This is a genomic window from Aequorivita sp. CRS11 (assembly GCF_059693805.1).
The window spans coordinates 154,259-177,534 of the sequence record NZ_JCATIG010000003.1; the positions used below are offsets into that span (position 1 = coordinate 154,259).

The window sequence follows — 23,276 nt, forward strand, 5'->3', positions numbered from 1 at the left end:
AAAACGGTACAAAAATACAATAATTAAAGTAACTAGCTGACTGTATTGCCCAGATTTATACGGTTTGAAATCTTAAAATATTCCCAAATGGATTCTAGGGTAAATTTGCTTTTGTGAATGGATTTTAAACGTTTCGTTGCATTAAATTGTGGCCAAACTCACGAAACATTTCTTTCTTTTCTTCAGAAATATTAATGCCATCTAGTAATGAGTAAGCGTGATTACTGTATTTTTCAATCTCTTTTCGGGTGGCTTCAGCTGCACCGGAGTTTAAAAAGATTTCTTTTACAGTCAGAATTTTATCCGTTGGGTCTTTGGGGTTTATGCTGAAAAGATGATCCAGTTCTTCCGCTTGCGCCAAAGTTCCCTGCCCTACAGCCATTATGTAAAGAAAGGTTTTTTTATTTGAAATAATGTCGCCGCCTACTTGCTTTCCGAAAGTTTCCGGATTGCCGAAGACATCCAGATAATCATCCTGCAACTGAAAGGCGACACCTAAATTTCTTCCGAATTGATAGATTTTTTCTTTATCACTTTCTGCAGCTGCTGCAACAATAGCCCCCATTTTCATTGCTGCGCCCAATAAAACCGCAGTTTTGTGATCTATCATTTGTATATATTCCACGAGCGTAACATCGTCACGGGTTTCAAAATCCATGTCGTGCTGTTGGCCTTCGCAAACTTGCAGCGCTGTTTCACCGAAGAGTTTTGCAAGCTCTTGGAACATTTTCGGTTCATAATTCTCAAAAAATTGATAGGCCAAAATAAGCATTGCATCTCCCGAAAGTATCGCTGTGTTCACGTCCCATTTTTCGTGAACTGTTCTCTTCCCCCTTCGCAGTGGGGCGTTATCCATAATATCATCGTGGATTAGCGAAAAATTATGAAACAACTCAACGGCAAGCGCAGCGCTCATTGCTTTTTTATATTCTGTCCCAAAAAAATCGCACACCATTAATGTCAATGCGGGACGAATACGCTTGCCTCCTAACGAAAGAATATATTTTATGGGGTCATAGAGCTGGTGCGGCTCTTTATGCGAAACGGCTTTGGCAAGATATTCTTGGAGGTCGCCGTTGTACTTTTTTAGAATTTCCATGGTTGAAGAAAATTTTGGCTAAAGTAAAATAAGCATTTTAAAGCACACAATTTATAGCTGCAAAATACCCTTGGTGTTAAGCTTCTGTTAAATAAGATAAAACTATGGAAACTATTTTTGTTTTAAAAGTTTCCCGACATATCTTTGCGCCCGCTATGAGAAATAAAATAATTCAAAAGTCGACAGACTTATTCCTAAAGCTTGGCTTTAAAAGCGTAACCATGGACGATATTGCCAATGAAATGGGCATTTCGAAAAAAACCATTTATACGCATTTTAAAAACAAAACGGCTCTTGTTAAGGAATGTACCCGTAATGTACTTCACAATATTACTACAGGTATTGATGAAATTTGCTCGCTAGAACAAAACCCAATCGAAGAACTTTTCGAAATTAAAAAATTTGTAATGGGAACAATTGAAGCAGAGCAATCATCGCCGCAATATCAGCTTCAAAAGTATTATCCTGAAATTTTTGAAGGTATAAAAGAAAGCCATTTTGAAAAAATGATGGAATGTACCCGGAAAAATCTTCGCAGAGGCATTGACCAAGGTTTATACCGAAGCAACCTGAACATAGATTTTATTGCAAGGCTTTATTTTTTAGGCATTCATGGAATAAAAGACCAAAACCTGTTTCCCTTGGAAAAATTTTCAACGCAATTCCTTACCGAAGAATATCTTGAATATCATATCCGCGGAATTGTAACGCCGGAAGGTTTTCTAACACTAAAAAAATTCATCAAAGAGCACCAGACCAATGACTAAGAAACTTTTAATTTTCAGTTTATTACTATCTGTATCTTCAGGTTTTTCGCAACAACAGAAAGAATACAGTTTCAGCTTGCAAGAAGCCGTTACCTTTGCGCTGGACAGCAATTATACGTCTATAAATGCACGCCGCGATATTGCAAGGGCCATAAAGCAAAAGTGGGAAACCACGGCAAGTGGACTTCCACAGATAGACGCAAGTGTGTCTTATAACAACAACTTGAAACAACCTGTCACGCTTCTGCCCGCCGAAATTACTGGAGGCGAACCAGGCACTTTTGTACCAGTAACTTTTGGGACCAAACAAAACGCCAACGCTGTAGTAACATTAAATCAGCTAATCTTTGACGGCAGCTATCTTGTAGGCCTTAAAGCCGCCAAATCTTTTTTGAGATATTCCGAAAACATCAATGAAAAGACCCGATTGGAAGTTCGCAAAGGGGTTATCAATGCCTATGGAAGTGTTTTATTGGCGCAGGAATTGGTAGCTATTTTTGAAAAAAACAAATTCAATCTTGAGGAAAACCTCAACGAAACCCGCAAAATATTTGAGAACGGGTTAGCCGAAGAAGAAAGCGTCGAGCAATTGGAAATAACACTTTTAGATATTGAAACCCAGCTTAACAACGCCCGCAGAAGTCAGGCTATTGCTAAGCAAATGTTTAATCTAGCCTTGGGAATAGATGTGGAGGCGCCCGTAACTTTAACCGACGATTTGGACGAGCTTGCCGACCAAAACATCAGTCTTGCCCTTTTGGATGCTTCACTAAATATAGAAGACAACGTAGATTTTAAAATTGCACAAAATCTAATTGAACAACGTTATTTCGAAAACCGTTTGGAAAAAAGCAAATTCCTGCCCAGTCTATCGGCTTTTGTTAATTACGGAACTTCCGCAAACAGTGATGATTTTACTTTTTTTAATGGTGACCAAAAGTGGTATCAGTCATCAGTTTTGGGAGTAAGCCTTAACATTCCCATATTCAGCAGTGGTATGCGAAGTGCCGCCAACCAACGAACCAAAATAGCACTCGATCAAGCAAAGACCGATTTTGAACAGACCCAGCAACAGATAAAATTAGATCTAACTACGGCTCAAAGCAATTATCAATTCGCCATAGAGAATTATGAAAATTCCAAGAAAAACCTTGCTTTGTCCGAACGTATTGAAAACAAAAACCAAATAAAATTCACGGAAGGACTATCTACCAGTTTTGATTTGCGCCAGGCACAAACGCAGTTATATACTGCCCAACAACAATATTTTCAAGCTATGCTTGAGGTTATTAATGAAAAGGCAAATCTTGAAACCGTGTTGAATATTCCGAAACTGCGAATAAATTCAGAAGAAATAAAAGGAAAATATTAAAAAACTTCAACTAAATAGCTTAAAAAATCAACAAATGAAAAAAGCAATCCTATTCCTAATTACCCTAATCACCATGGCTTCCTGCGGAGGTGATAACCAATCTGTTGATGCAGTAATTAATTCTGGCGACATGACTGCTGTAAAAGCGAAGCGTGCAGAAATGAACAAACAGCAACGTGAGTTAAAAGCCGAAATTGACAAACTCAATCAATACATTGAAACGCACGAAAAAAAGGACCGCCCAGCTTTAGTTACTGCCGAAGTTATAAAAGATACGCTTTTCAAGCATTTTGTGGAAGTACAAGGCAATGTTGAAACAGACCAAAACGTAGTGCTTAATGCTGAGTACTCTGGAGTACTAACCAATGTGTATGTAAAGGAAGGGCAACGCGTCTCCAAAGGACAACGACTGGCAAAAATTGACGATGGCGGCCTTTCAAGCCAAGTTGCACAGCAGGAAGCCCAAATGGCTTTGGCACAGACTACCTTTGAGCGTCAGCAAAGGCTTTGGGAACAAAAGATAGGTTCTGAAATTCAGTATTTACAAGCCAAGACCAATTATGAATCGGCTAAAAATGTTACACAGCAATTGCGTTCCCAATTATCAAAAACCGTAATCACGGCACCTTTTAGCGGCGTTGTTGATGAGATTATTTCAGATCCCGGCCAAGTTGTTGTTCCTGGACAAACACCAGTATTACGTTTAGTAAATTTGAGCGATATGTATGTAAAGGCTTCCATCCCGGAAACCTATCTTAAAAACATTAAAAAAGGAACCCAAGTAAAAGTAAATTTAGCTTCTATTAATGAAGAATTTACAGGAACTGTCCGTCAGGTAAGCAATTACATAAACCCAAACAACCGAAGTTTTGATATTCAGGTAGAAATTCCAAACAAAGACGGTTTGGTGAAACCCAACCTCATCGCAACCGTAAAGGTTAACGACTATAGCGCGGAAAATACCATTACCGTTCCCGAGAATATTTTACAGGAAAATGCCGCCGGGGAAACCATTGCTTACTTGTACCAACCCATTAATGATTCAATTGGTGTAGCAAAGCGTGTGCTCCTTGAAACAGGACTTTCCTATGAAAACCATACAGAGGTAAAATCTGGAATTAAAAAAGGCGACACAATCATAAAGGAAGGCGCTAAAACCCTTCGCGACGGCCAGAAAGTAACCATCAAAAACTAAGAAACCAATTGCACCATGAGCAAAAATCCCTATAAAGAATTTAGCATATCGTCTTGGGCCATTGACAATAAAATGACGGTCTATGTAATTATGGCCATCATCCTGTTTTTGGGTGCTTACGCATATTATAGTATGCCCCGCGAGGCTTTCCCCGAAATTATCGAGACCAAAATCTACGTTAGCTCAGTAAACCCTGGTAACTCTGCTGAAGATGTTGAAAAATTCATCACTGAACCTTTGGAGGAAGAATTTAAGGACGTTGGTGGTGTAAAGGAAATCACCTCAACAACCCTTCAGGATTACTCTATTATAATTGTAGAATTTGAGGAAACGGTAGAAATCCCCGTTGCAAAGCAATTGGTAAAAGACAAGGTAGATCAAGTGAAAGCTGAAACCACCTGGCCCACACTCACCAATGGCGCCAAGGTAGAGCCCAATGTTTTTGACCTTAACTTTTCAGAAGAAATGCCCATCCTCAACATAAATCTTACGGGCGATTACCCTGTGCAGCAGTTGAAGGAATACGGCGAATATCTTCAGGATAAAATAGAACTGCTTCCACAAATAAAGGAAGCCACCATTCGTGGGGCCGAGGAAAAAGAGGTGGAAATAGCTGTTGATATTTATAAAATGACCGCTTCACAGGTAAGTTTTGACAATATTATTAATGCTGTAAAAGGTGAAAATAGCACCATTTCCGGTGGAAATATCATTACCAACGGCGTTCAGAAAAACATACGGATTACTGGTGAAATTGAAGATCCAAAGGAGCTGGAAAAGGTTGTTGTTAAAAAAGATGATGGAATTATCTTCCTAAAAGACATTGCGACTATAAATTTCCAAGAAAAAGACCCAACTACCTACGCTCGTGAATATGGTGATCCTGTAGTGATGCTGGATGTAAAAAAGCGTGCTGGTAAAAATATGATTGAGGCCGTTGAGCAAATAAAAGAAATAGTAGCCCAGGAGCAGGAAAATTATCTTCCTAAAAGTCTTCACATAAGCCTTTCCAACGATCAATCCATAAAGACCGAAAACCAAGTGAATGATTTGGTTAACAACATCATCTTCGGGGTGCTTTTGGTGGTAATTGTATTGATGTTTTTCCTTGGTTTCCGCAACGCACTTTTTGTAGGTTTCGCCATTCCGCTTTCTATGTTGATGTCACTGTTTATCCTTTCATCATTGGGCTTCACGCTAAATACAATGGTGCTTTTTGGGCTTGTTATGGGTCTGGGAATGCTAGTAGACAACGGTATTGTGGTAGTCGAGAACGTTTACACCTTAATGAGCGAGGGGATGTCTCCACGAAAAGCAGCCAAACAAGGTATGGGCGAGATTGCTTGGCCTATTATTGCTTCTACAGCCACCACACTTGCAGCATTTTTCCCGCTTGGGCTATGGCCGGGAATGATTGGTAAGTTTATGATTTATTTCCCCATCACGCTTTCGGTGGTGCTGTCATCTTCGCTTTTTGTGGCATTGATAATTAACTCCATGCTTACTTCAGAATTTATGAAAACTGAAGAGGAACCGTTAACAAAAAAGAAACTCGTACGCTGGAGCTTGATTTTAGTGGGAGTGGGTGTTTTGCTGTTGGTTGCCGGTTTTGCAATGGATGTAGCTGCTTTCCGAGGGTTTGGAAATTTGGCGATACTTGCGGCATTGCTGCTTTGGCTTTATAAATATGTGTTGGCAGGTGCAGTAGATTATTTTCAGTACAAATCCCTCAAAAAACTGGAGAATTTTTACGAAAGAACCCTAAAGTACGCTTTGCGCGGAAGAAAAGCTTATGTATTCTTCTTCGGAACCATCGGACTTTTAATTTTCTCTTTTATTTTAGTGGGAATTGCACAACCAAAAGTACTTTTCTTTCCAGAAAATGAGCCGAACCAGATTATTACCTATATTGAATATCCACAGGGAACCGACATTGAAAAAACCAATGAACTTACCAAGCAGGTAGAACAACAGGTTTTTGATGCAATTGCAAAATATGATGACAATGGGTATAATTATATGGTAGAATCTGCCATTTCACAGGTAGGCCAAGGCGCCGGAAACCCACAGACCGATGGCGGACAGAGCAATGATATGCCTCAAAAGGGAAAGATTACGCTCTCCATGCGCGACTTCCAATTACGCCGTGGCGTAAAGAGTAGCACGGTTCTGGAAGAAGTGCGCGAGTCGGTAAAAGGTTTCCCAGGAGCTTCCATTATTGTTGAAAAAGATGCCGCCGGCCCGCCCGTTGGCTACCCAATAAACATTGAATTGAGCGGAGAGGATTACGAACAAATGCTTCGCGAAGCTGAAAATCTGCGTTCTTATATTGAAGGTTTGGGCATCAGCGGTATCGAAGAACTGAAAATAGACGTAAACAAAAGCAAACCCGAAATGGACGTGACCGTGGACCGTGAAAAAGCGGGGCAGTTGGGCATTTCCACAGGACAGATTGGACAGACCTTGCGTCGCGCTATTTTTGGCGAAGAAGCCTCAACCTATAAAGAAGGTGATGACGATTACGAAATAAACGTTCGCCTTTCCGAGAAATCCCGCTATGACGAAAGCGCACTTTTCAACCAACCAATTACCTTTAGGAACAACCAAGGCAATATTGTTCAAGTACCTATTTCAGCTATGGTAACAAAGAACAACACAGCTTCTTTCAGTTCCATAAAAAGAAAGGATTTAAAAAGGACCATAACGGTATATTCCAACGTACTTGGAGGTTATAACGGTACCGAAATTGTAAATGACCTAAAAACAGAACTGCAGAATTACGAGCTTCCAAAGGATATAAATCTTGCCTTTACCGGTGAGCAGGAAGAACAGGCAGACAATATGGGTTTTCTCTTGTTAGCACTGTTTTATGCTATGGGCGGTATTATGCTTATTCTGGTAGCGCAGTTTAATTCTTTGAGCAAGCCTTTAATCATTTTAATGGCTATTGTACTCAGCCTGGCAGGGGTATTCCTCGGTCTCGTGGTTTTCCAGATGGATTTTGTAATAATTATGACCATGATGGGTATTATATCGCTAGCAGGTATTGTGGTTAACAACGCCATCGTTCTTATAGATTACACCCAGATTCTTATAGACCGAAAAATGCACGACCTGGAAATGGACGATGACGATATGCTTACAAAAAGGCAATATTTTGAAATAATTGTTGCCGGCGGAAAATCGCGTTTGCGTCCTGTATTGCTAACTGCCATTACAACCGTGCTGGGGCTTATTCCCTTAGCCATTGGTCTAAACATAGATTTCTTTGGTTTTTTTACTGATTACAAACCAAACATTTATATAGGTGGTGACAACGTAATCTTCTGGGGCCCGCTGGCGTGGACGGTAATCTTCGGCTTGATCTTCGCTACCTTCCTAACCTTGATTGTGGTTCCCGTAATGTTTTATTTGGTGAACCGCGCAAAGATTAGATTCAGAAAAAAGCGAAGGTTAAAGGAATTAAAGAAACAGAAGGCGAAAGAACAACTAAGGTTGAAAAATCAATAGAGCTTCTACCTTATCTAGTGTATTACACTGAGCGCAGTCTAAGTCTGGTCGAACATTAAATTATTTCAAGGACCTGTCAATTTTAAATAATTGGCAGGTCTTTTCTTATTTAAAAAGTTAGTGTACTGATGTGGACCCATGCTCTAAATAATAATCCCTTCAAAACCACAACAATTCATTTAATACTTATTAAATTTGCCGTCTCAATTTTTTTCAGAATAAAATGTACAGAACGCACAACAACGGCCAGCTTCGCGCGGCAGATATCAATAAAACAGTAACCCTCGCGGGATGGGTACAAAAAACCCGCGACAAGGGCTTTATGGTCTGGGTGGATCTCCGCGATCGCTACGGCATTACCCAACTTATTTTTGATGAGGAAAGAACGCCCAAAAAAGTAATGGAAAAAGCCACAAAACTTGGACGCGAGTTCGTTATTCAAGTAAAAGGAACCGTTATTGAGCGCGAATCCAAAAACCCAAATATGCCAACAGGCGATGTGGAGATTTTGGTTTCTGAATTAACTATTTTGAATCAATCCGAAACGCCACCTTTCACTATTGAAGATGAAACCGATGGCGGTGAGGATTTAAGAATGAAATATCGTTACCTCGATATCCGCAGAAAACCTGTTCGTGAAAATCTTATTTTCCGATCAAAGGTTGCAATGGCGGTTCGCAATTATCTTTCAAAAGAAGGATTTATTGAAGTGGAAACTCCTTATTTAATAAAATCAACTCCCGAAGGCGCGCGCGATTTCGTAGTTCCAAGCAGAATGAACGAAGGGCAGTTTTATGCGCTTCCGCAGAGCCCGCAAACTTTTAAGCAATTGCTAATGGTGGGCGGATTGGACAAATATTTCCAAATAGTGAAGTGTTTCCGCGATGAGGATTTGCGTGCAGACCGCCAGCCGGAATTCACACAGATTGACTGCGAAATGGCTTTCGTGGAGCAGGAAGATATTCTGAATGCTTTTGAAGGTTTGACCAAACATTTGCTGAAAGAAATAAACGGCGTTGAAATTTCCGAATTCCCAAGAATGACCTATGATGAAGCAATGAAAAAATACGGAAACGACAAACCGGACATCCGCTTTGGGATGGAATTTGGCGAACTGAACTCAGTGGCGCAGCATAAAGATTTCGGTGTTTTCAACCAAGCTGAATTGGTTGTTGGCATATCCGTTCCCGGAGGAAATAATTTTACCAGAAAAGAAATAGACAATTTAATCGATTGGCTAAAACGTCCGCAAATTGGAGCTCTGGGAATGGTTTACGTTCGCTGCAATGAGGATGGAACTTATAAATCTTCCGTAGATAAATTTTATACTGAAGAAGATTTAGCAAAATGGGCAGAGGTTACTGGGGCAAAATCTGGCGACTTAATCTGTGTGGTTTCCGGAGCAAAAAACAAAGCACGAACCCAGTTGAGCGCATTGCGAATGCATTTGGCGGAACAGCTTGGATTGCGCAAGATTGATGAATTCGCCCCGCTGTGGGTCGTGGATTTTCCGCTGTTGGAATGGGACGAGGAGACTGAGCGCTACCACGCCATGCACCACCCATTCACTTCCCCAAAACCGGGACAGCTTGACCTTTTGGCCACAAAACCAGGTGAGGTAAAAGCAAACGCATACGATTTGGTTTTAAACGGAAACGAGATAGGCGGTGGTTCCATCCGTATCCACGACAAAAGGACACAAGCGTTGATGTTTGATTATTTAGGCTTCACCCCAGAAGAAGCCAAGGCGCAGTTTGGCTTTTTAATGGACGCCTTTCAATACGGCGCGCCTCCGCACGGTGGTATTGCCTTCGGTTTGGATAGATTGGTTGCCATTTTGGGCGGTCAGGAAACCATCCGCGACTTTATTGCTTTCCCAAAAAACAACGCGGGCCGCGATGTGATGATTGACGCCCCTGCGCCAATTGACGAAAAGCAGTTGGAGGAACTTCATCTAAAGGTTCAAATAAATTCATAATAAAAAATCCTGCACTTGCAGGATTTTTTGATAGCTTTAAGGATGCCAAAACAAAAACGAAACTTACTAACCCGCTTTCTTATTTGGCGAATTAAATACATCTCGCAAACGCAGTTTGTGTATTTAATAGCTATAGTTGTGGGATTTTTATCTGGCGTTGGCGCGGTTATTCTTAAAAACCTTACGCACTTTATCCAGCATTTGTTAGAAGGAAACCTAATACAATATTACCATACGGCTTTTTATTTTGTGTTTCCCATCCTTGGACTGACCCTTGTTTATTTTATAATAAAATATGTAATTCGAAAGAAGGTAAGCCATGGTATTCCTTCCACGCTATTTGCAATTTCAAAGAAGAAAGGGTTTATAAAGCGCTACCAAATGTTCGGCAGTATTTTAACGGCACCCATAACTGTCGGTTTTGGAGGATCGGTTGGTCTTGAAGGCCCCACTGTTGCAACGGGGGCGGCATTAAGTTCAAACCTATCTCGCGTTTTGCACCTTAACCAGGCAAACAGAACCCTATTAATTGGTTGCGCTGCAGCGGGAGCCATGGCTTCAATTTTTAAAGCGCCCATCGCAGCACTAATTTTTGCAATAGAAGTTTTCAGTCTGGATTTAACATTGGCTTCTATGCTTCCGCTCTTGTTGGCTTCCATTTCGGGTATTCTCACATCGTATTTTTTCTTCGGAAATGATATTCTTCTTCCCTTTAAGAATACCGACGCATTTTATTTAAGCGATGTGCCATTTTATATGATTCTGGGACTTGCCGCAGGATTTACCTCTGTTTATTTTACAAAGGTATATGCCTATTTTCAAACGGTTTTCGAAAAAATAAATTCTCCCGCAAAGCGCCTACTTGCAGGCGGTGTAGGACTGGGGATACTTGTATATTTTATCCCTCCACTCTATGGTGAAGGGTTTGATGTAATAAACAATCTTGTAAAAGGAAACCCCGAAATAGCTTTACAGAACAACATCTTTAATCTAGACTTAACTAGTATTTGGGTGGTAATCGCACTTTTGGCAGGTCTGGTTTTTTTCAAGATTATTGCCAGTGCACTTACTTTTGGTGCCGGTGGCGTAGGTGGTATTTTTGCTCCCGTATTGTTTATGGGAAGTATCATGGGCAACGTGGTTGCAAAAATTCTGAACAACTGCGGTCTATTTCCCAACGGTGTTTCTGAAAGCAATTTTACATTGGTGGGAATGACGGGCCTAATGGCTGGCGTGCTTTACGCGCCACTTACCGCAATATTTTTAATTGCAGAAGTAACTGGCGGGTACGAACTCTTCATTCCATTGATGATTACGGCGGCTATTAGTTTTTCCATTACCAAATACTTCATTCCACATTCTGTTTATGCAATGGAGTTGGGCAGAAAGGGTGAACTCATAACACACGATAAGGATCACGCCGTACTTACCTTGATGGATATACGGTCTGTTATTGAACGTGATTTCATATCAATTTACCCACAGATGAATCTTGGTGAAATTGTGCATCAAGCCGTTGTAAAATCCAAAAGAAATCTTTTTCCTGTGCTTGACAAAGATACAAATGCACTTGAGGGAATTATCCTTCTTGATGATTTAAGACCGGTTATGTTTGACCAAAACCTCTATGAAGAATTAAAAGCCCAGGAGCTTATGCACAGCCCTCCAAATATTATAAATTTGGAAGAAGATAAAATGACCGATGTTATGAAAAAATTTCAGGACACAGGCGCTTGGAACCTTCCGGTGATAAGCCACGGAAGATACTATGGTTTCGTTTCAAAATCAAAACTACTTACTGCCTATCGCAGAAAATTGATTGATTTTTCAGGTAAATAAGCGAAGTTGGAATTAATAAAAAATAAAAATGAAATACATTATTGGCATCCTCTTTATTTCTGTACTTATTGCTTTAGGCATCGGGTTTTACCTCAAGCCTGATGATGAAGCCACGGGCAATTTAATCATTGGTCTATCCTTAATGATCGGATTTCTCGTACTCATGCCGCTGTTTATTTATTACCGCTGGAAAAACAGAAGTGTGAAAGACTATATGCTTACCAAAGAAAATATTAAAAAAATGCAAGATTATCAGAAGGAAAAAAAGATTTAAAAGACAATCCGTTTTCAAAAAATTTTCATTTTCTTAACAACTAAAATCATAAATATTATACATTTGTAACTTATTATTAATTTATTTTTTATTTAAAATGGAAGGAACAGTAAAATTTTTTAACGAATCAAAAGGTTTTGGTTTTATCACCAATGATGAAACTGGAAAAGACATTTTTGTACACGTAACCGGCTTAAACGGCGAAGCCCTTAACGAAGGTGACAAAGTAGAATATGTTGAAGAAGAAGGTAGAAAAGGAATGGTTGCGGCTCAAGTTCGCGTAATCCACGACTAAAAAGATATACGTTTCGAGTTGTAAAAGCCTTTCATTTTTGAAAGGCTTTTTATTTTAGTTTAAGTTCCTTTTTTCGATAAAGAACCGTTTTAGCAGTTGTGATGCTTCATCTGCCATCACTCCTCCCCTAAATTCGGTTTTAGGGTGAAGTTTAGTATTTAAGGCAATACACCCACGCTGCTCATCTCTAGCGCCATATACAATTTTTGAAATCTGGCTCCAAAACAATGCTCCTGCGCACATTTGGCAAGGCTCAATCGTTACATAAAGCGTACAGTCTATTAAATACTTTCCTCCCAGATAGTTAGCAGCAGCGGTAATTGCCTGCATTTCGGCATGTGCCGTAACGTCATTAAGTGTTTCAGTAAGGTTATGCGAACGGGCAATAATCTGGTTGTTTATAACTATTACGGCACCAATGGGCACTTCGCCTTTATCATAGGCCATTTCAGCTTCTTGCATGGCTCTTTTCATAAAATAGGTATCGTCGTAAGGATTTATTATACTCAAGTTTCTTGGAATTTTATAATCATAGTTAAAAACGAAATTACGAATTAACAAATTAACGAATTCATCAATTAACAAATTCGCAATAACTGTATCTTTACACCGTGCCACAAGATGTACTAAATACAATAAATTATCCTGCCGACCTTCGGAAAATTCCAAAGGAAAAATTGCCGCAATTAGCGCAGGAACTTCGTGAATTTATTATAAATATTGTGGCAACAAAAGAAGGTCATTTGGGCGCGAGTCTAGGTGTAGTTGAACTTACCATCGCCTTACACTACGTTTTTAATACCCCTGATGATATTTTGGTGTGGGACGTTGGTCATCAAGCCTACGGACATAAAATCTTAACTGGCAGAAAGCACATTTTTCACACAAATAGGCAGTTAAATGGCATCAGTGGTTTTCCAAAACGGGCCGAAAGTATCTATGATACTTTTGGGGTTGGGCATAGCAGTACCGCAATATCTGCAGCTCTGGGAATGGCAATTGCTTCAAAATTAAAAGGTGAAATAGAAAAGCAACATATTGCTGTAGTGGGCGACGCTTCCATTGCCAGCGGAATGGCCTTTGAAGCATTGAACCACGCAGGAGTTACGGACACAAACCTTTTGATTATTCTAAATGATAATGCCATTGGCATTGACCCCAGTGTGGGCGCGCTGAAAAATTATTTCACCAAAGTAAAACTAAACGGCGCAAAAGAGTCTGATAATATTTTTGAAGCATTAAACTTTAATTATTCCGGACCAATCGATGGACATAATCTGGATTTGGTAATTTCAGAATTGGAACGGCTTAAAAATGTTTCGGGACCAAAAGTATTTCACGTAATTACAACCAAGGGAAAAGGGTTACGGCAAGCTGAAGAAAACCAAGTTGTTTATCATGCCCCTGGAAAATTTGATGCCCTTACGGGAGATCTTGCTCCGAAAAACAACGACATGCAGCCCCCCAAATTTCAGGATGTATTTGGAAGAACATTGGTTGAATTAGCTTCAGAAAATGAAAAAATTATAGGCATTACCCCTGCAATGCCTACGGGAAGTTCCTTAAAATTTATGATGGATACTTTTCCCCAACGTGCTTTTGACGTAGGGATTGCTGAACAACACGCAGTAACTTTTTCAGCGGGAATGGCTACGCGAGGTTTTACCGTTTTCTGCAATATATATTCTACTTTTTTACAACGGGCTTTCGATCAGGTAATCCACGATGTGTGCCTTCAAAAAATACCTGTAATTTTTTGTTTGGATCGCGCCGGAATTGTAGGTGAAGATGGGGCAACACACCACGGTATTTTCGATTTAGCATATTTAAACTGCATTCCAAACCTTATTATTTTTGCACCCCGTAACGAAACGGAACTGCGGAATATAATGTTCACGGCCCAAAAGGGACTTGATTTGCCGATCTTTATCCGTTATCCGCGTGGGAGAGGCAATATACTCGAGTGGCAAAAACCATTCAATTTAATTGATATTGGAAAGGGTGAAACTCTAAAGGAAGGGAATAGAATTCTCATATTAACTATTGGCACTATAAATCATAATGCGTTGAAAGCAATTGACTTGCTTTCCGCTTCCGAAAGGGAAAAAGTGGGCTGCGTTGATGTTCGCTTTTTAAAACCTCTGGATGAAAATCTACTGCACGAAGTTTTTCAGAAATACGAAACTATAATTACTGTGGAAGATGGTACTACCGTAGGTGGTTTGGGAGGGAGTATTGCTTCTTTCGCCGCTATTCATAATTATCAGCGGAAAACTAAACAATTGGGCGTTCCCGATGTTTTTCTAGAACATGGCACTGTTGAGGAGCTTCAGAAACAAGCAGGTATTTCTTCAGAAGAAATCTATAAAACCATTCAAAAATATTTATAAAAAAAGAGGCTCTTCTGAGCCTCTTTTCTATTTAAAACTATTTCAGTTTTAGTTAATTATCAGCTTAGATGTTTGAGAACGGTTATCTCCCTCTATCTGTATTAAATAAATTCCAGCGTTAAGACCGCTTGCATTTACATTTGCAGTAGTATGAAGTTCAAGTTGCTGCGTGAACACCTTTCTTCCGTTCATATCAAAAATTGATATAGTTGCTTCTCCAACATCCACACGAGATTTGATTGTAATCTCTCCATTTGATGGGTTTGGATAAACTATAAAGTTATTTTCTAGGTTACCATTGTCAGAAACTCCTAGTTCGCATCCGGCAGGCACATCAAAAGCTTCAGTACCGTCAGATCTACTACCTGAACTTCCCTGGCTTGCACTCTCACCAAGACCACGCTTAGCAAAAGCTCTCCAGATCAAACATCTGTTTGCTCCGCCATAGGCAATTTGATCTGCTTCAAGTATTGCATCACGACCGTCTACAAAACCTGGACTACAAGGCTGTAATTTCATACCGTCAAGAACAAGTTGCAATGCAACATTGTTACCCCCTGTACCATTATATAGATCTGCATCAAAACCATATACATCTATTAAATCCCAAGTTAAATCCCATAACATTGTGGCCCAAACTGATCCCACTCCATGTGGAACTGACTGTGTTTTAATATCATCATAGGTAAAATCATTAACAGCAAAATCTGAGCTATAGGCTTTGGCCCTTAAACCAATACCTGAAATACCTTGTCCTAAAGCATAAGTTCCTGTTCCACGAGGGTCATTTCGAGTATCACCAGGTTTCATTGTAAGTACAAATCCTAGATAATCACTCCATCCTTCTCCCATTTGTTCTTGGTTTTGCAAGCATCCAGCTTGTAAGCGTCCACCAGTTAAACGGTTTGAAACACCATGACCGTATTCGTGAGCAACTATTACATTGTCTAGATCTCCATCGCGTTGAAAGTTATCAGTTCCCGATCCATCATCTACTAAAGTTGCATTAATTGTATCTCCATTTAAAAGTGAAGTAATTAAAGCTTCTCCATCAGATTGATAAATCATCACAGCAGGAATATTAATTTGAGCCCCATTTCCGCCCATAACAATTGGCTCTAAAGGCACATCGTTCACAATTATTACAGCTATTGCGCCTTCATTTTGTGCATTTAATACTTTAACGGTGAAGTTACACTCACCTCTCCTTACAACAGCTATTTTTCCTGAAATACTTGATCCGTTTGTAATATTATCACAACCGTCATAAGTATCTGTGGAAGGACCTGAGTTATCGTCTTCAACCACTACAAGATCTGCTGTTATTGGGGTATTGGTCAACGGCTCTGCGAAGTTGGAATCCATAGCGTAATATTGTCCAGCTAATGGTCCGTTGTTAACAGTCAGATAGGTTCCCAATACTGTGCCAGGAGCAGTCCAAAGGTACATTTGCATTCTTGGCGCTCCACCATCTGGAGGAGTTCCAAAGTTTGCATTATTTATTCCACTACCATCTTGTGCATCGGCAAAAACATAATCACCAGCACCTGGGGCTCCAGTATAATTAGTTACTTGGAAGTTTCCGCTTTCCTCGTCAAAACCATAATGGAACATAACATCATGCATCATATTGTTCATATAAAACAAATTGGTGATGGCTCCATCGGTAAATGAATTTGGATTCTGAGGTAAGTTAAATGGAAAATCGAATGTAAGTGTTGGACCACCTTCGGCTTTTGCACCCACTCCGTTGTTTCCATTTTTGTCTTCTTGTGCAATAACATTGTTACCACGAGTGTATGTGTACTCTGGTCCTGGAACTCCATCATTATCATGCCATCCAAATGGAGAGGCAACAGGGTCTGATGGATCATTCACTAATTGATCTGCACCATCATTGGGTCCAACCAATGGCAATGGGAATACACGATAGGCCGCAGCGGCGCTTGTTACAAGAGAGCTGGCTTCACTTTTATTGGCAAACAAAACACTTTGTTCGTTTGAGTGCGAATGAGCTTCTTCGCCAAAATTACAGCTTACAACCCAGTCCATTGTTTCTAATAATTCACCAGTCATAGCATCAATTCGAACACTGTAATAATGTGATGCATCTAAAAGATAAATGCTCAAGTTCCAAGCTAATCTCAGGTTGCCCGTATTTTCCATTTTTTGGTACACAAGCTCTACCGGAATGTTTTCTAAAGAAATATTTCCATTAGAAAAAATGTAGTCGTGGTCTGAAAGTGTTTCAATCAAATTTAAATTTGTGGGACTTTGCAGGCCAAGTGCATTGGCTGCCTTCCCAATAGCGCCCACTGCCGATATTGATAGAGCAGTACTATTAACCTTTGCGGAAACATTTTCAGTGAAAGAAATTTTAGCACTGTACACAGCTCCATCTTTAATAACGAATGGAGATGTTGAATTAAAAATCTCAATGCCTTGATAACGTTGTTCTACATATACGTTATGAACCTGCATACTTTTTGAAAAACTCTGCGAGGTAATAGATACATCTGTTATATCCTGTGGCTGCAAAGAATGCAGCGTTCGGTTTTGCTGAAGATACGTTTTTACCAAATTGCTGTAATCCTGCGCAAAGGAAACATTTACAGCAAAAATGATAATTAAGTAAAGAACTTTTTTCATAAGCTTTAAATTAAGTTTTTAGGTGATTAATGGTAGATAAGATCTATCTATAAATTATTGATTTTCTATTCCCAAATAAAGGATTGCTAAAAATATCATAAAATTGACAATATAACCCTCTAAAATTCAATTTTTAACATTTTTAAACCATATAAACATGATTTTGCTACAAATTGCCTTTTATTTTTTGAAAATTCTGAAGTGCATTCCCATCTGTTAAGCGTGAGATATAATTGCAACACTCCATTAAATATTCATAGACAGATTGGTTTTTATGAGAATGGGAATCAATAAGTTGCAGCAAAATTTTGTCATAATGTCGCGCTATTCCATTTTGATAATTTTCAAAAGCAGAAGTAAATGTTTCCAGCAAAGTTGATAATATAGTATAGCCAGCTATTTCCTTTTCCATCACCTCTGTACTTTGGTAAACTTTTTCAATGCTAATCTTTATTATATCAGCAATTTGGGCCTTGTATTGACTTCTGTCTAACAATGCTTCAGAAAAAGTTCCTTTCAGAATTTCTTCTTCGTTTTCAATAAAAATAGAAGCTGCTTCGGCAATCAAAGTATTAATGGCGAGTGATCGCAAATAAGCCAACCTGTCCTGCACCGTTTGCAGGCGTGAGTAGATGTCTTTTTTCAAACTATCTCGAACCAAATTAATTAAATATTCCAGCGCAATGTCTTCTTCAATCAAACCCAAGTTTATACCGTCTTCAAAGTCAATAATAGTATAGCAAATATCATCTGCAGCTTCTACAAGAAATGTAAGTGGGTGGCGCGAATAACCGTTATTTCCCCTACTTAAAAGGCCAAGTTCTGTGACCACTTCATTGAAAAATCCAGTGTCACTTTGAAAAACGCCGAATTTTTTATCGGCAACGTGAGAAGTAGATTTTTTGGGAAGCGATTGTTTTGGGTATTTCATAAATGCACCAAGCGTTGCGTACGTTAATCGTAGTCCACCCTCAACGCCATTTTTGGATTCGGTTAAAATTTTAAAACCGTTTGCATTTCCTTCAAAAGCAACCAAATCCTGATATTCCTTCTCGGAAAGTTGATTTTTAAAACGTTTTCCATTTCCGTTCAGAAAATAATCGCCAATCGCCTTTTCGCCACTGTGACCGAACGGAGGATTGCCAATATCGTGCGCCAAAGCAGCGGCGGCAACAATGGCTCCAAAATCATTGAATTGATAGCCATGCGTATTCTGTAACTGCGGGTGTTTTTTCAAAATTTCCTTCCCAACAATTCTTCCCAAGGAGCGCCCCACCACCGAAACTTCCAAGCTATGCGTCAAACGCGTATGCACAAATGATGTTTTTGACAATGGAATAACCTGGGTTTTATCCTGCAAGCTTCGAAAAGCAGACGAAAAAATTACGCGGTCGTAATCTACTTCAAAGCCCAAGCGGGTTTCGTTTTCTTCTATTCGTAATCTTTTGCTTTTATCGCCTTGCTTCCGTAGCGAAAGCAACTGTTCCCATTGCATCATAGTTTGTGAAAATTTTGAGGCAAGATACTATTTTTCAGATGCCAAATCAATCATTTTTTTTGTGTGCCTTAACCTTAAGCTAACTCTAATTTGACCAATTGGTAATCGCCAATTAACACAAACCTTACATAAGGGAACCATCTTTGCCCCAAGAAATTAATCTATAAAATTAAGATGAAACTAATGAAAAAATTCTTTTTACCTCTAATAGCGATTTTTGCTCTTGTGCTTAGCGTTAGCTGCAGCAGTAATGACGACGGACCAATTATTGATCCAGACCCAGATCCCGTAAACAATAAACTATCTGGTCAAATCACATCAGACATGACATTAACCAATGATGTTATTTGGGAACTTGACGGCCGTGTAACAGTTACCTCCGGTGCTACCTTAACCATTAATGAAGGAACAATAATAAAAGCTTATGCGGGTCAAGAAGCGAGTGCTGCTGTACTTATTGTTGCCAGAGGCGCTAAAATTGAAGCCAATGGAACAGCTGATAAGCCAATTATTTTTACTTCAATTGCAGATAATATAGCGTTGGGACAGAAATCTGGCACTAATCTTACCGAAAATGACAGAGGCCTTTGGGGCGGTGTTATAATATTAGGTAAGGCAAAAGCCTCTTTGTCTGGTGATGCCCTTGAAAACCAAATTGAAGGTATTCCAGCCAGTGACACCAATGGTCTTTATGGAGGATCTGATAATGCAGATGATTCAGGTACTATGAATTATGTTTCCATTCGCCACGGAGGCACTTCTATTGGTGATGGTAATGAAATTAACGGTCTTACACTTGGAGCCGTGGGAACAGGAACTTCTATTTCAAACATTGAAGTTGTAGCAAATGTGGATGATGGCATCGAGTGGTTCGGAGGATCAGTAAATGTTTCAAACGCAATAGTTTGGGCCTGCGGTGATGATGCCCTTGATATAGACGAGGCTTATTCCGGTACAATTTCAAATTCTGTTGCAATCTTAGGGAATGTTTCAGACCACGCTTTGGAAATTGACGGCCCAGCAGGATCGTTGGAAGGAAGATTCACATTGGACGGTATCACGTTAATCGGAAATACTACTACAGAAAATGGCGAATATGCAGATTTGCGCGACAGAGCAATGGGCACCCTAAAAAACATTTATGCAGTAGGTTTTAAAGCAGATTCTGATGTAGAGTTAGACAACAATGCAGTGGCACAGAACTTTCTTGATGGAAAGTTGTCATTTTCAAATTGGACTGTGAGCTTACCTAATGGAGTTACTGAAGCTAAAAATATATTTGCCGAAAAAACTGGCGAAGGTGAAAGTCAGATAATACTTAACCCAACATTTACTGAAAGAGCTGCTTCTTGGGCAACAGCTGGAAACTCCGGTGGGGCTAATCTTTCAAGCTTCTCTTGGACTTACGCAAAATCTAAAGGAGCCTTGTAAAAATTTGAATTCTCATTTAACTTGTTTTAAATCAATTAGCAATTTGCTCGTCTTTCTAAAAGAAGACGGGCAAATTTTATAAATATATTTTTATGCAAAATATTTTCCCATTGCTTATTGCAATGTTTTTATTTCAGATTTCCTTTTCACAAACAGGTGTTGTTACGGGGGTTATAAATGATGGTGAATATAATGACGTGCTTTCTTTTGCAAACGTTATTGTGAAGGGTTCACAAACGGGAACAACCTCTGATTTTGATGGCAAGTACAATCTAAAGTTAGATGCTGGAACTTACACACTTGTTTTTTCGTTCGTTGGATATCAAACTAAGGAAATTACGGAAGTGAAAATAACTTCAGGCCAAACTACAACAGTTGATGTTACGCTTAATGCTTCTGCTGGACAACTGGATGAAGTGGTTGTTACCACCACTGCCCGTAAAAATACGGAAGCATCTGTTTTAAGCATCCAGAAAAACTCGGTTACCCTAATGGATGGTTTGTCTTTGGAATCCATTAAAAAAACTGGTGCAAGCGATGTGGCTTCAGCAGTTCAAAACGTGCCGGGCGTTTCGGTACAAGGAGGAAAATACGTGTATGTTAGGGGCTTAGGAGACCGATACACTAAATCCATACTAAATGGCATGGAAGTGCCCGGTCTGGATCCAGATAGAAATACACTGCAACTGGATATTTTTCCTTCACAAATTCTAGAAAATGTATTGATTACCAAATCTGCAACTGCAGACCAGCCAGCCGACTTTACCGGCGGTGTAATAAACATTGTAACCAAGGACATTCCTAGCAGAGCTGAATATAGTATTTCTCTTGGATTGGGCTACAACGCTGATTTTCATTTTAAAAACAACTACTTAACAGGCGATAAAAGCGGTACAGACTTTTTAGGTTTTGATGACGGGCTAAGGGACAATCCTATTCCCCAATCACAACAAGTGCCTTTACCGCAACAAGATGGAGAGCTTGTTCGAGATTTAACCCAACGCTTTAACCCGCAAATGGCAGCAGAGCGAGAACAAAATTTTATGAACTATAACTTTGCTATAACAGCGGGAGATCAATTTGATGTAGGCGAAAATAAATTAGGGTATTTGGCATCAGTGTCATATCGAAATGAAACAAAATACTATGATGAATACATCAATGGCCAGCTATTCAGAAAAGACGAATCAGACAGATCTAATTTTGAACTTTTAGCAGACCGCACACAAACTGGTGAGTTAGGAAACAATACAGTTTTAATTAGCGCCCTTGGTGGGTTAACATTTAAAACCGAAAAATCAAAATATCAATTTAATGTACTTCACATCCAAAATGGAGAATCTGAAGCTGGCATTTTTAGGCTGGACAATTTTATAGTTAGCAGCAATACGATTAAAAAAGACAACCTAACCTACGTTCAGAGATCCATTACAAATGGACTATTAAAAGGCACACATACCCTTGGCAGTAATAATGACTGGAATTTGGAATGGAACCTATCGCCCTCCCTTGCCAAGGTGGACGATAAAGATTTTCGCACAACTCCATTTAGAGTATCAATAAATCCCAATACGGGCGAGGAAGTATTTACAATTGAGCCAAGTGAATCTGGCGATGCCTCCAGATTTTTTAGATCACTTGAAGAGGTAAATCTTGCCGGAAAAATTGGCCTTGAAAAGGATCACAATCTTTTTGGCTTTGAAGCAAAAGCTAAAATTGGCGGTGCCTTTACCCAAAAAGAAAGAGACTTTGAAGTAATAAAATACTCTTTGCCTTTGCTTAATTTTTCGTCGGCAACATTTGGAGGTGATCCAAACCAACTATTAATCCCAGAAAATATTTATGACCCAAATACAAATAGCGGAACCTATGTGCGCCAAGACTCCAACGATTCAGATTCTTACAATTCAAAAATTCAAATCGCAGCAGGGTATATAGCTGAAGAATTTAAGGTAACAAATTGGATGAATGCAGCTTTAGGGGTGCGGTTTGAAAAATTCGACTTGATTTACACAGGTGAAAGACAGGACGGAACCAGACTGGAAGATGCCAAAATTTTAGAAAAATCAGACTTTTTCCCATCGGCAAATCTAATTTTTGATTTGAATGAAGATGAAAACAAAAAAATACGTACTTCCTATTCAAGAACTACGGCAAGACCTTCATTTAAAGAAGCCTCACTCGCCGAAATTTTTGACCCAATAAGCAGCACCACATTTATTGGCAATATAAACCTTCAGCCTACTTATGTAAATAATTTTGACATCAGATACGAACAATATGGAGAAGCAGGAGATTTCTTCGCAATAAGCGGATTCTATAAATCTTTTACTGATCCTATTGAGCTTTCATTTATCAGAAGGGCGTATGGACAATACACGCCACTAAACTTAGGAGACGCAAAAGTTTTTGGGGGTGAGCTAGAAATAAGAAAAAATCTCGGGTTTATAAGCGGTTTACAGAATATAGATTTCAATTTAAATTTCTCACTTATAGAATCGCAACAGCAGTACAGTGAAGACGAAAGGGAAGGAAGGCTAGATAATTTACGTACCGGTGAAATACTTGACGACAATAGACAATTGCAAGGCCAAAGCCCTTATTTAATAAATCTTGGCTTCAATTATAAAGATCCGGAAACTGGACTCCAAGGTGGCCTTTTCTACAATACTCAGGGAAAAACACTTCAAATTGTAGGTGCAGGAGATGTGGCAGATGTATATACAATGCCCTTTCACAATGTGAAACTGAACATTTCAAAAAGCTTTGGATCAAACAGAAATTCAACAATATCCTTAAAGTTTGACAACTTATTAAATGACGATATTGAAAGCGTTTATCAATCGTTTGGAGCAGAGGATCAACTATTTTCCAAATGGAGTCCGGGACAAGAAATTAGTTTGGGCTACTCACTCAAATTCTAAAATGTATTACGTGAAAAATAAAAAACCCTAGCATTTGAGCTAGGGTTTTTTTATG

15 protein-coding genes are annotated in these 23,276 nt (G+C 39.3%); 11 read left to right on the plus strand and 4 right to left on the minus strand.

Features of this window, described 5'->3' with window-relative positions:
• Positions 1–124: 124 nt before the first annotated feature.
• Positions 125–1,099 carry a polyprenyl synthetase family protein gene (locus tag AC58DT_RS06675; protein WP_497216106.1) on the minus strand — a complete coding sequence of 325 codons (975 nt, stop codon included), beginning with the start codon at positions 1,097–1,099 and terminating at the stop codon, positions 125–127.
• A gap of 104 nt (positions 1,100–1,203) precedes the next feature.
• Between AC58DT_RS06675 and AC58DT_RS06680 the strand changes: the two genes are divergently transcribed.
• The 8 genes from AC58DT_RS06680 (at position 1,204) to AC58DT_RS06715 (ending at position 12,329) form a co-directional block, all read left to right on the plus strand.
• Positions 1,204–1,866, plus strand: a complete 663-nt coding sequence (locus AC58DT_RS06680) for a TetR/AcrR family transcriptional regulator (RefSeq protein ID WP_497216107.1) — start codon at positions 1,204–1,206, stop codon at positions 1,864–1,866.
• Entirely contained in the window at positions 1,859–3,238 is a 1,380-nt protein-coding gene (locus AC58DT_RS06685) for a TolC family protein (RefSeq protein WP_497216109.1), read from the plus strand. Before AC58DT_RS06680 ends, AC58DT_RS06685 begins: the two co-directional genes overlap by 8 nt.
• Before the next feature lie 34 nt (positions 3,239–3,272).
• Positions 3,273–4,433, plus strand: coding sequence for an efflux RND transporter periplasmic adaptor subunit (locus AC58DT_RS06690; protein ID WP_497216110.1), 1,161 nt, complete (start codon positions 3,273–3,275; stop codon positions 4,431–4,433).
• 15 nt (positions 4,434–4,448) lie between these two features.
• Positions 4,449–7,943 carry an efflux RND transporter permease subunit gene (locus AC58DT_RS06695; RefSeq protein ID WP_497216111.1) on the plus strand — a complete coding sequence of 1,165 codons (3,495 nt, stop codon included), beginning with the start codon at positions 4,449–4,451 and terminating at the stop codon, positions 7,941–7,943.
• 223 nt (positions 7,944–8,166) lie between these two features.
• Positions 8,167–9,921 (plus strand): aspartate--tRNA ligase, encoded by a 1,755-nt coding sequence (gene aspS / locus AC58DT_RS06700; protein WP_497216112.1) that lies wholly within the window; start codon positions 8,167–8,169, stop codon positions 9,919–9,921.
• Positions 9,922–9,963: 42 nt separating this feature from the next.
• Entirely contained in the window at positions 9,964–11,760 is a 1,797-nt protein-coding gene (locus tag AC58DT_RS06705; RefSeq protein ID WP_497216113.1) for a chloride channel protein, read from the plus strand.
• Positions 11,761–11,788: 28 nt separating this feature from the next.
• Positions 11,789–12,034, plus strand: a complete 246-nt coding sequence (locus tag AC58DT_RS06710) for a hypothetical protein (protein WP_062620021.1) — start codon at positions 11,789–11,791, stop codon at positions 12,032–12,034.
• A 97-nt stretch (positions 12,035–12,131) separates the two neighbouring features.
• Positions 12,132–12,329: a cold-shock protein gene (locus AC58DT_RS06715; RefSeq protein WP_045078898.1), complete on the plus strand. Its 198-nt coding sequence runs from the start codon at positions 12,132–12,134 to the stop codon at positions 12,327–12,329.
• A gap of 54 nt (positions 12,330–12,383) precedes the next feature.
• Here the strand turns inward: AC58DT_RS06715 and AC58DT_RS06720 are convergent, their stop codons facing one another.
• Positions 12,384–12,833, minus strand: coding sequence for a nucleoside deaminase (locus tag AC58DT_RS06720; protein ID WP_497216454.1), 450 nt, complete (start codon positions 12,831–12,833; stop codon positions 12,384–12,386).
• A gap of 107 nt (positions 12,834–12,940) precedes the next feature.
• Between AC58DT_RS06720 and AC58DT_RS06725 the strand changes: the two genes are divergently transcribed.
• Complete coding sequence (locus AC58DT_RS06725; RefSeq protein ID WP_497216114.1) at positions 12,941–14,719, plus strand: 1-deoxy-D-xylulose-5-phosphate synthase; 1,779 nt, start codon at positions 12,941–12,943, stop codon at positions 14,717–14,719.
• 48 nt (positions 14,720–14,767) lie between these two features.
• Here AC58DT_RS06725 and AC58DT_RS06730 read toward each other — a convergent pair whose 3' ends face one another.
• Both AC58DT_RS06730 and AC58DT_RS06735 read right to left on the minus strand, forming a co-directional pair.
• Entirely contained in the window at positions 14,768–17,368 is a 2,601-nt protein-coding gene (locus AC58DT_RS06730; RefSeq protein WP_497216115.1) for a T9SS-dependent M36 family metallopeptidase, read from the minus strand.
• Positions 17,369–17,534: 166 nt separating this feature from the next.
• Positions 17,535–18,863 (minus strand): deoxyguanosinetriphosphate triphosphohydrolase, encoded by a 1,329-nt coding sequence (locus AC58DT_RS06735; RefSeq protein WP_497216455.1) that lies wholly within the window; start codon positions 18,861–18,863, stop codon positions 17,535–17,537.
• A 186-nt stretch (positions 18,864–19,049) separates the two neighbouring features.
• Between AC58DT_RS06735 and AC58DT_RS06740 the strand changes: the two genes are divergently transcribed.
• Entirely contained in the window at positions 19,050–20,297 is a 1,248-nt protein-coding gene (locus AC58DT_RS06740; protein ID WP_497216116.1) for a beta-helix domain-containing protein, read from the plus strand.
• 92 nt (positions 20,298–20,389) lie between these two features.
• Complete coding sequence (locus tag AC58DT_RS06745; RefSeq protein ID WP_497216117.1) at positions 20,390–23,221, plus strand: TonB-dependent receptor; 2,832 nt, start codon at positions 20,390–20,392, stop codon at positions 23,219–23,221.
• Positions 23,222–23,276 lie beyond the last annotated feature (55 nt).

Bases quoted from the DNA above. Each gene is read 5' to 3' on its own strand.
- AC58DT_RS06710 (WP_062620021.1), top strand. From the start codon at position 11,789: ATGAAATACATTATTGGCATCCTCTTTATTTCTGTACTTATTGCTTTA.
- AC58DT_RS06735 (WP_497216455.1), bottom strand. From the start codon at position 18,863: ATGCAATGGGAACAGTTGCTTTCGCTACGGAAGCAAGGCGATAAAAGC.
- AC58DT_RS06675 (WP_497216106.1), bottom strand. From the start codon at position 1,099: ATGGAAATTCTAAAAAAGTACAACGGCGACCTCCAAGAATATCTTGCC.
- AC58DT_RS06705 (WP_497216113.1), top strand. From the start codon at position 9,964: ATGCCAAAACAAAAACGAAACTTACTAACCCGCTTTCTTATTTGGCGA.
- AC58DT_RS06685 (WP_497216109.1), top strand. From the start codon at position 1,859: ATGACTAAGAAACTTTTAATTTTCAGTTTATTACTATCTGTATCTTCA.
- AC58DT_RS06715 (WP_045078898.1), top strand. From the start codon at position 12,132: ATGGAAGGAACAGTAAAATTTTTTAACGAATCAAAAGGTTTTGGTTTT.
- AC58DT_RS06695 (WP_497216111.1), top strand. From the start codon at position 4,449: ATGAGCAAAAATCCCTATAAAGAATTTAGCATATCGTCTTGGGCCATT.
- AC58DT_RS06745 (WP_497216117.1), top strand. From the start codon at position 20,390: ATGCAAAATATTTTCCCATTGCTTATTGCAATGTTTTTATTTCAGATT.
- AC58DT_RS06730 (WP_497216115.1), bottom strand. From the start codon at position 17,368: ATGAAAAAAGTTCTTTACTTAATTATCATTTTTGCTGTAAATGTTTCC.
- AC58DT_RS06690 (WP_497216110.1), top strand. From the start codon at position 3,273: ATGAAAAAAGCAATCCTATTCCTAATTACCCTAATCACCATGGCTTCC.
- AC58DT_RS06680 (WP_497216107.1), top strand. From the start codon at position 1,204: ATGGAAACTATTTTTGTTTTAAAAGTTTCCCGACATATCTTTGCGCCC.
- AC58DT_RS06740 (WP_497216116.1), top strand. From the start codon at position 19,050: ATGAAAAAATTCTTTTTACCTCTAATAGCGATTTTTGCTCTTGTGCTT.
- aspS (WP_497216112.1), top strand. From the start codon at position 8,167: ATGTACAGAACGCACAACAACGGCCAGCTTCGCGCGGCAGATATCAAT.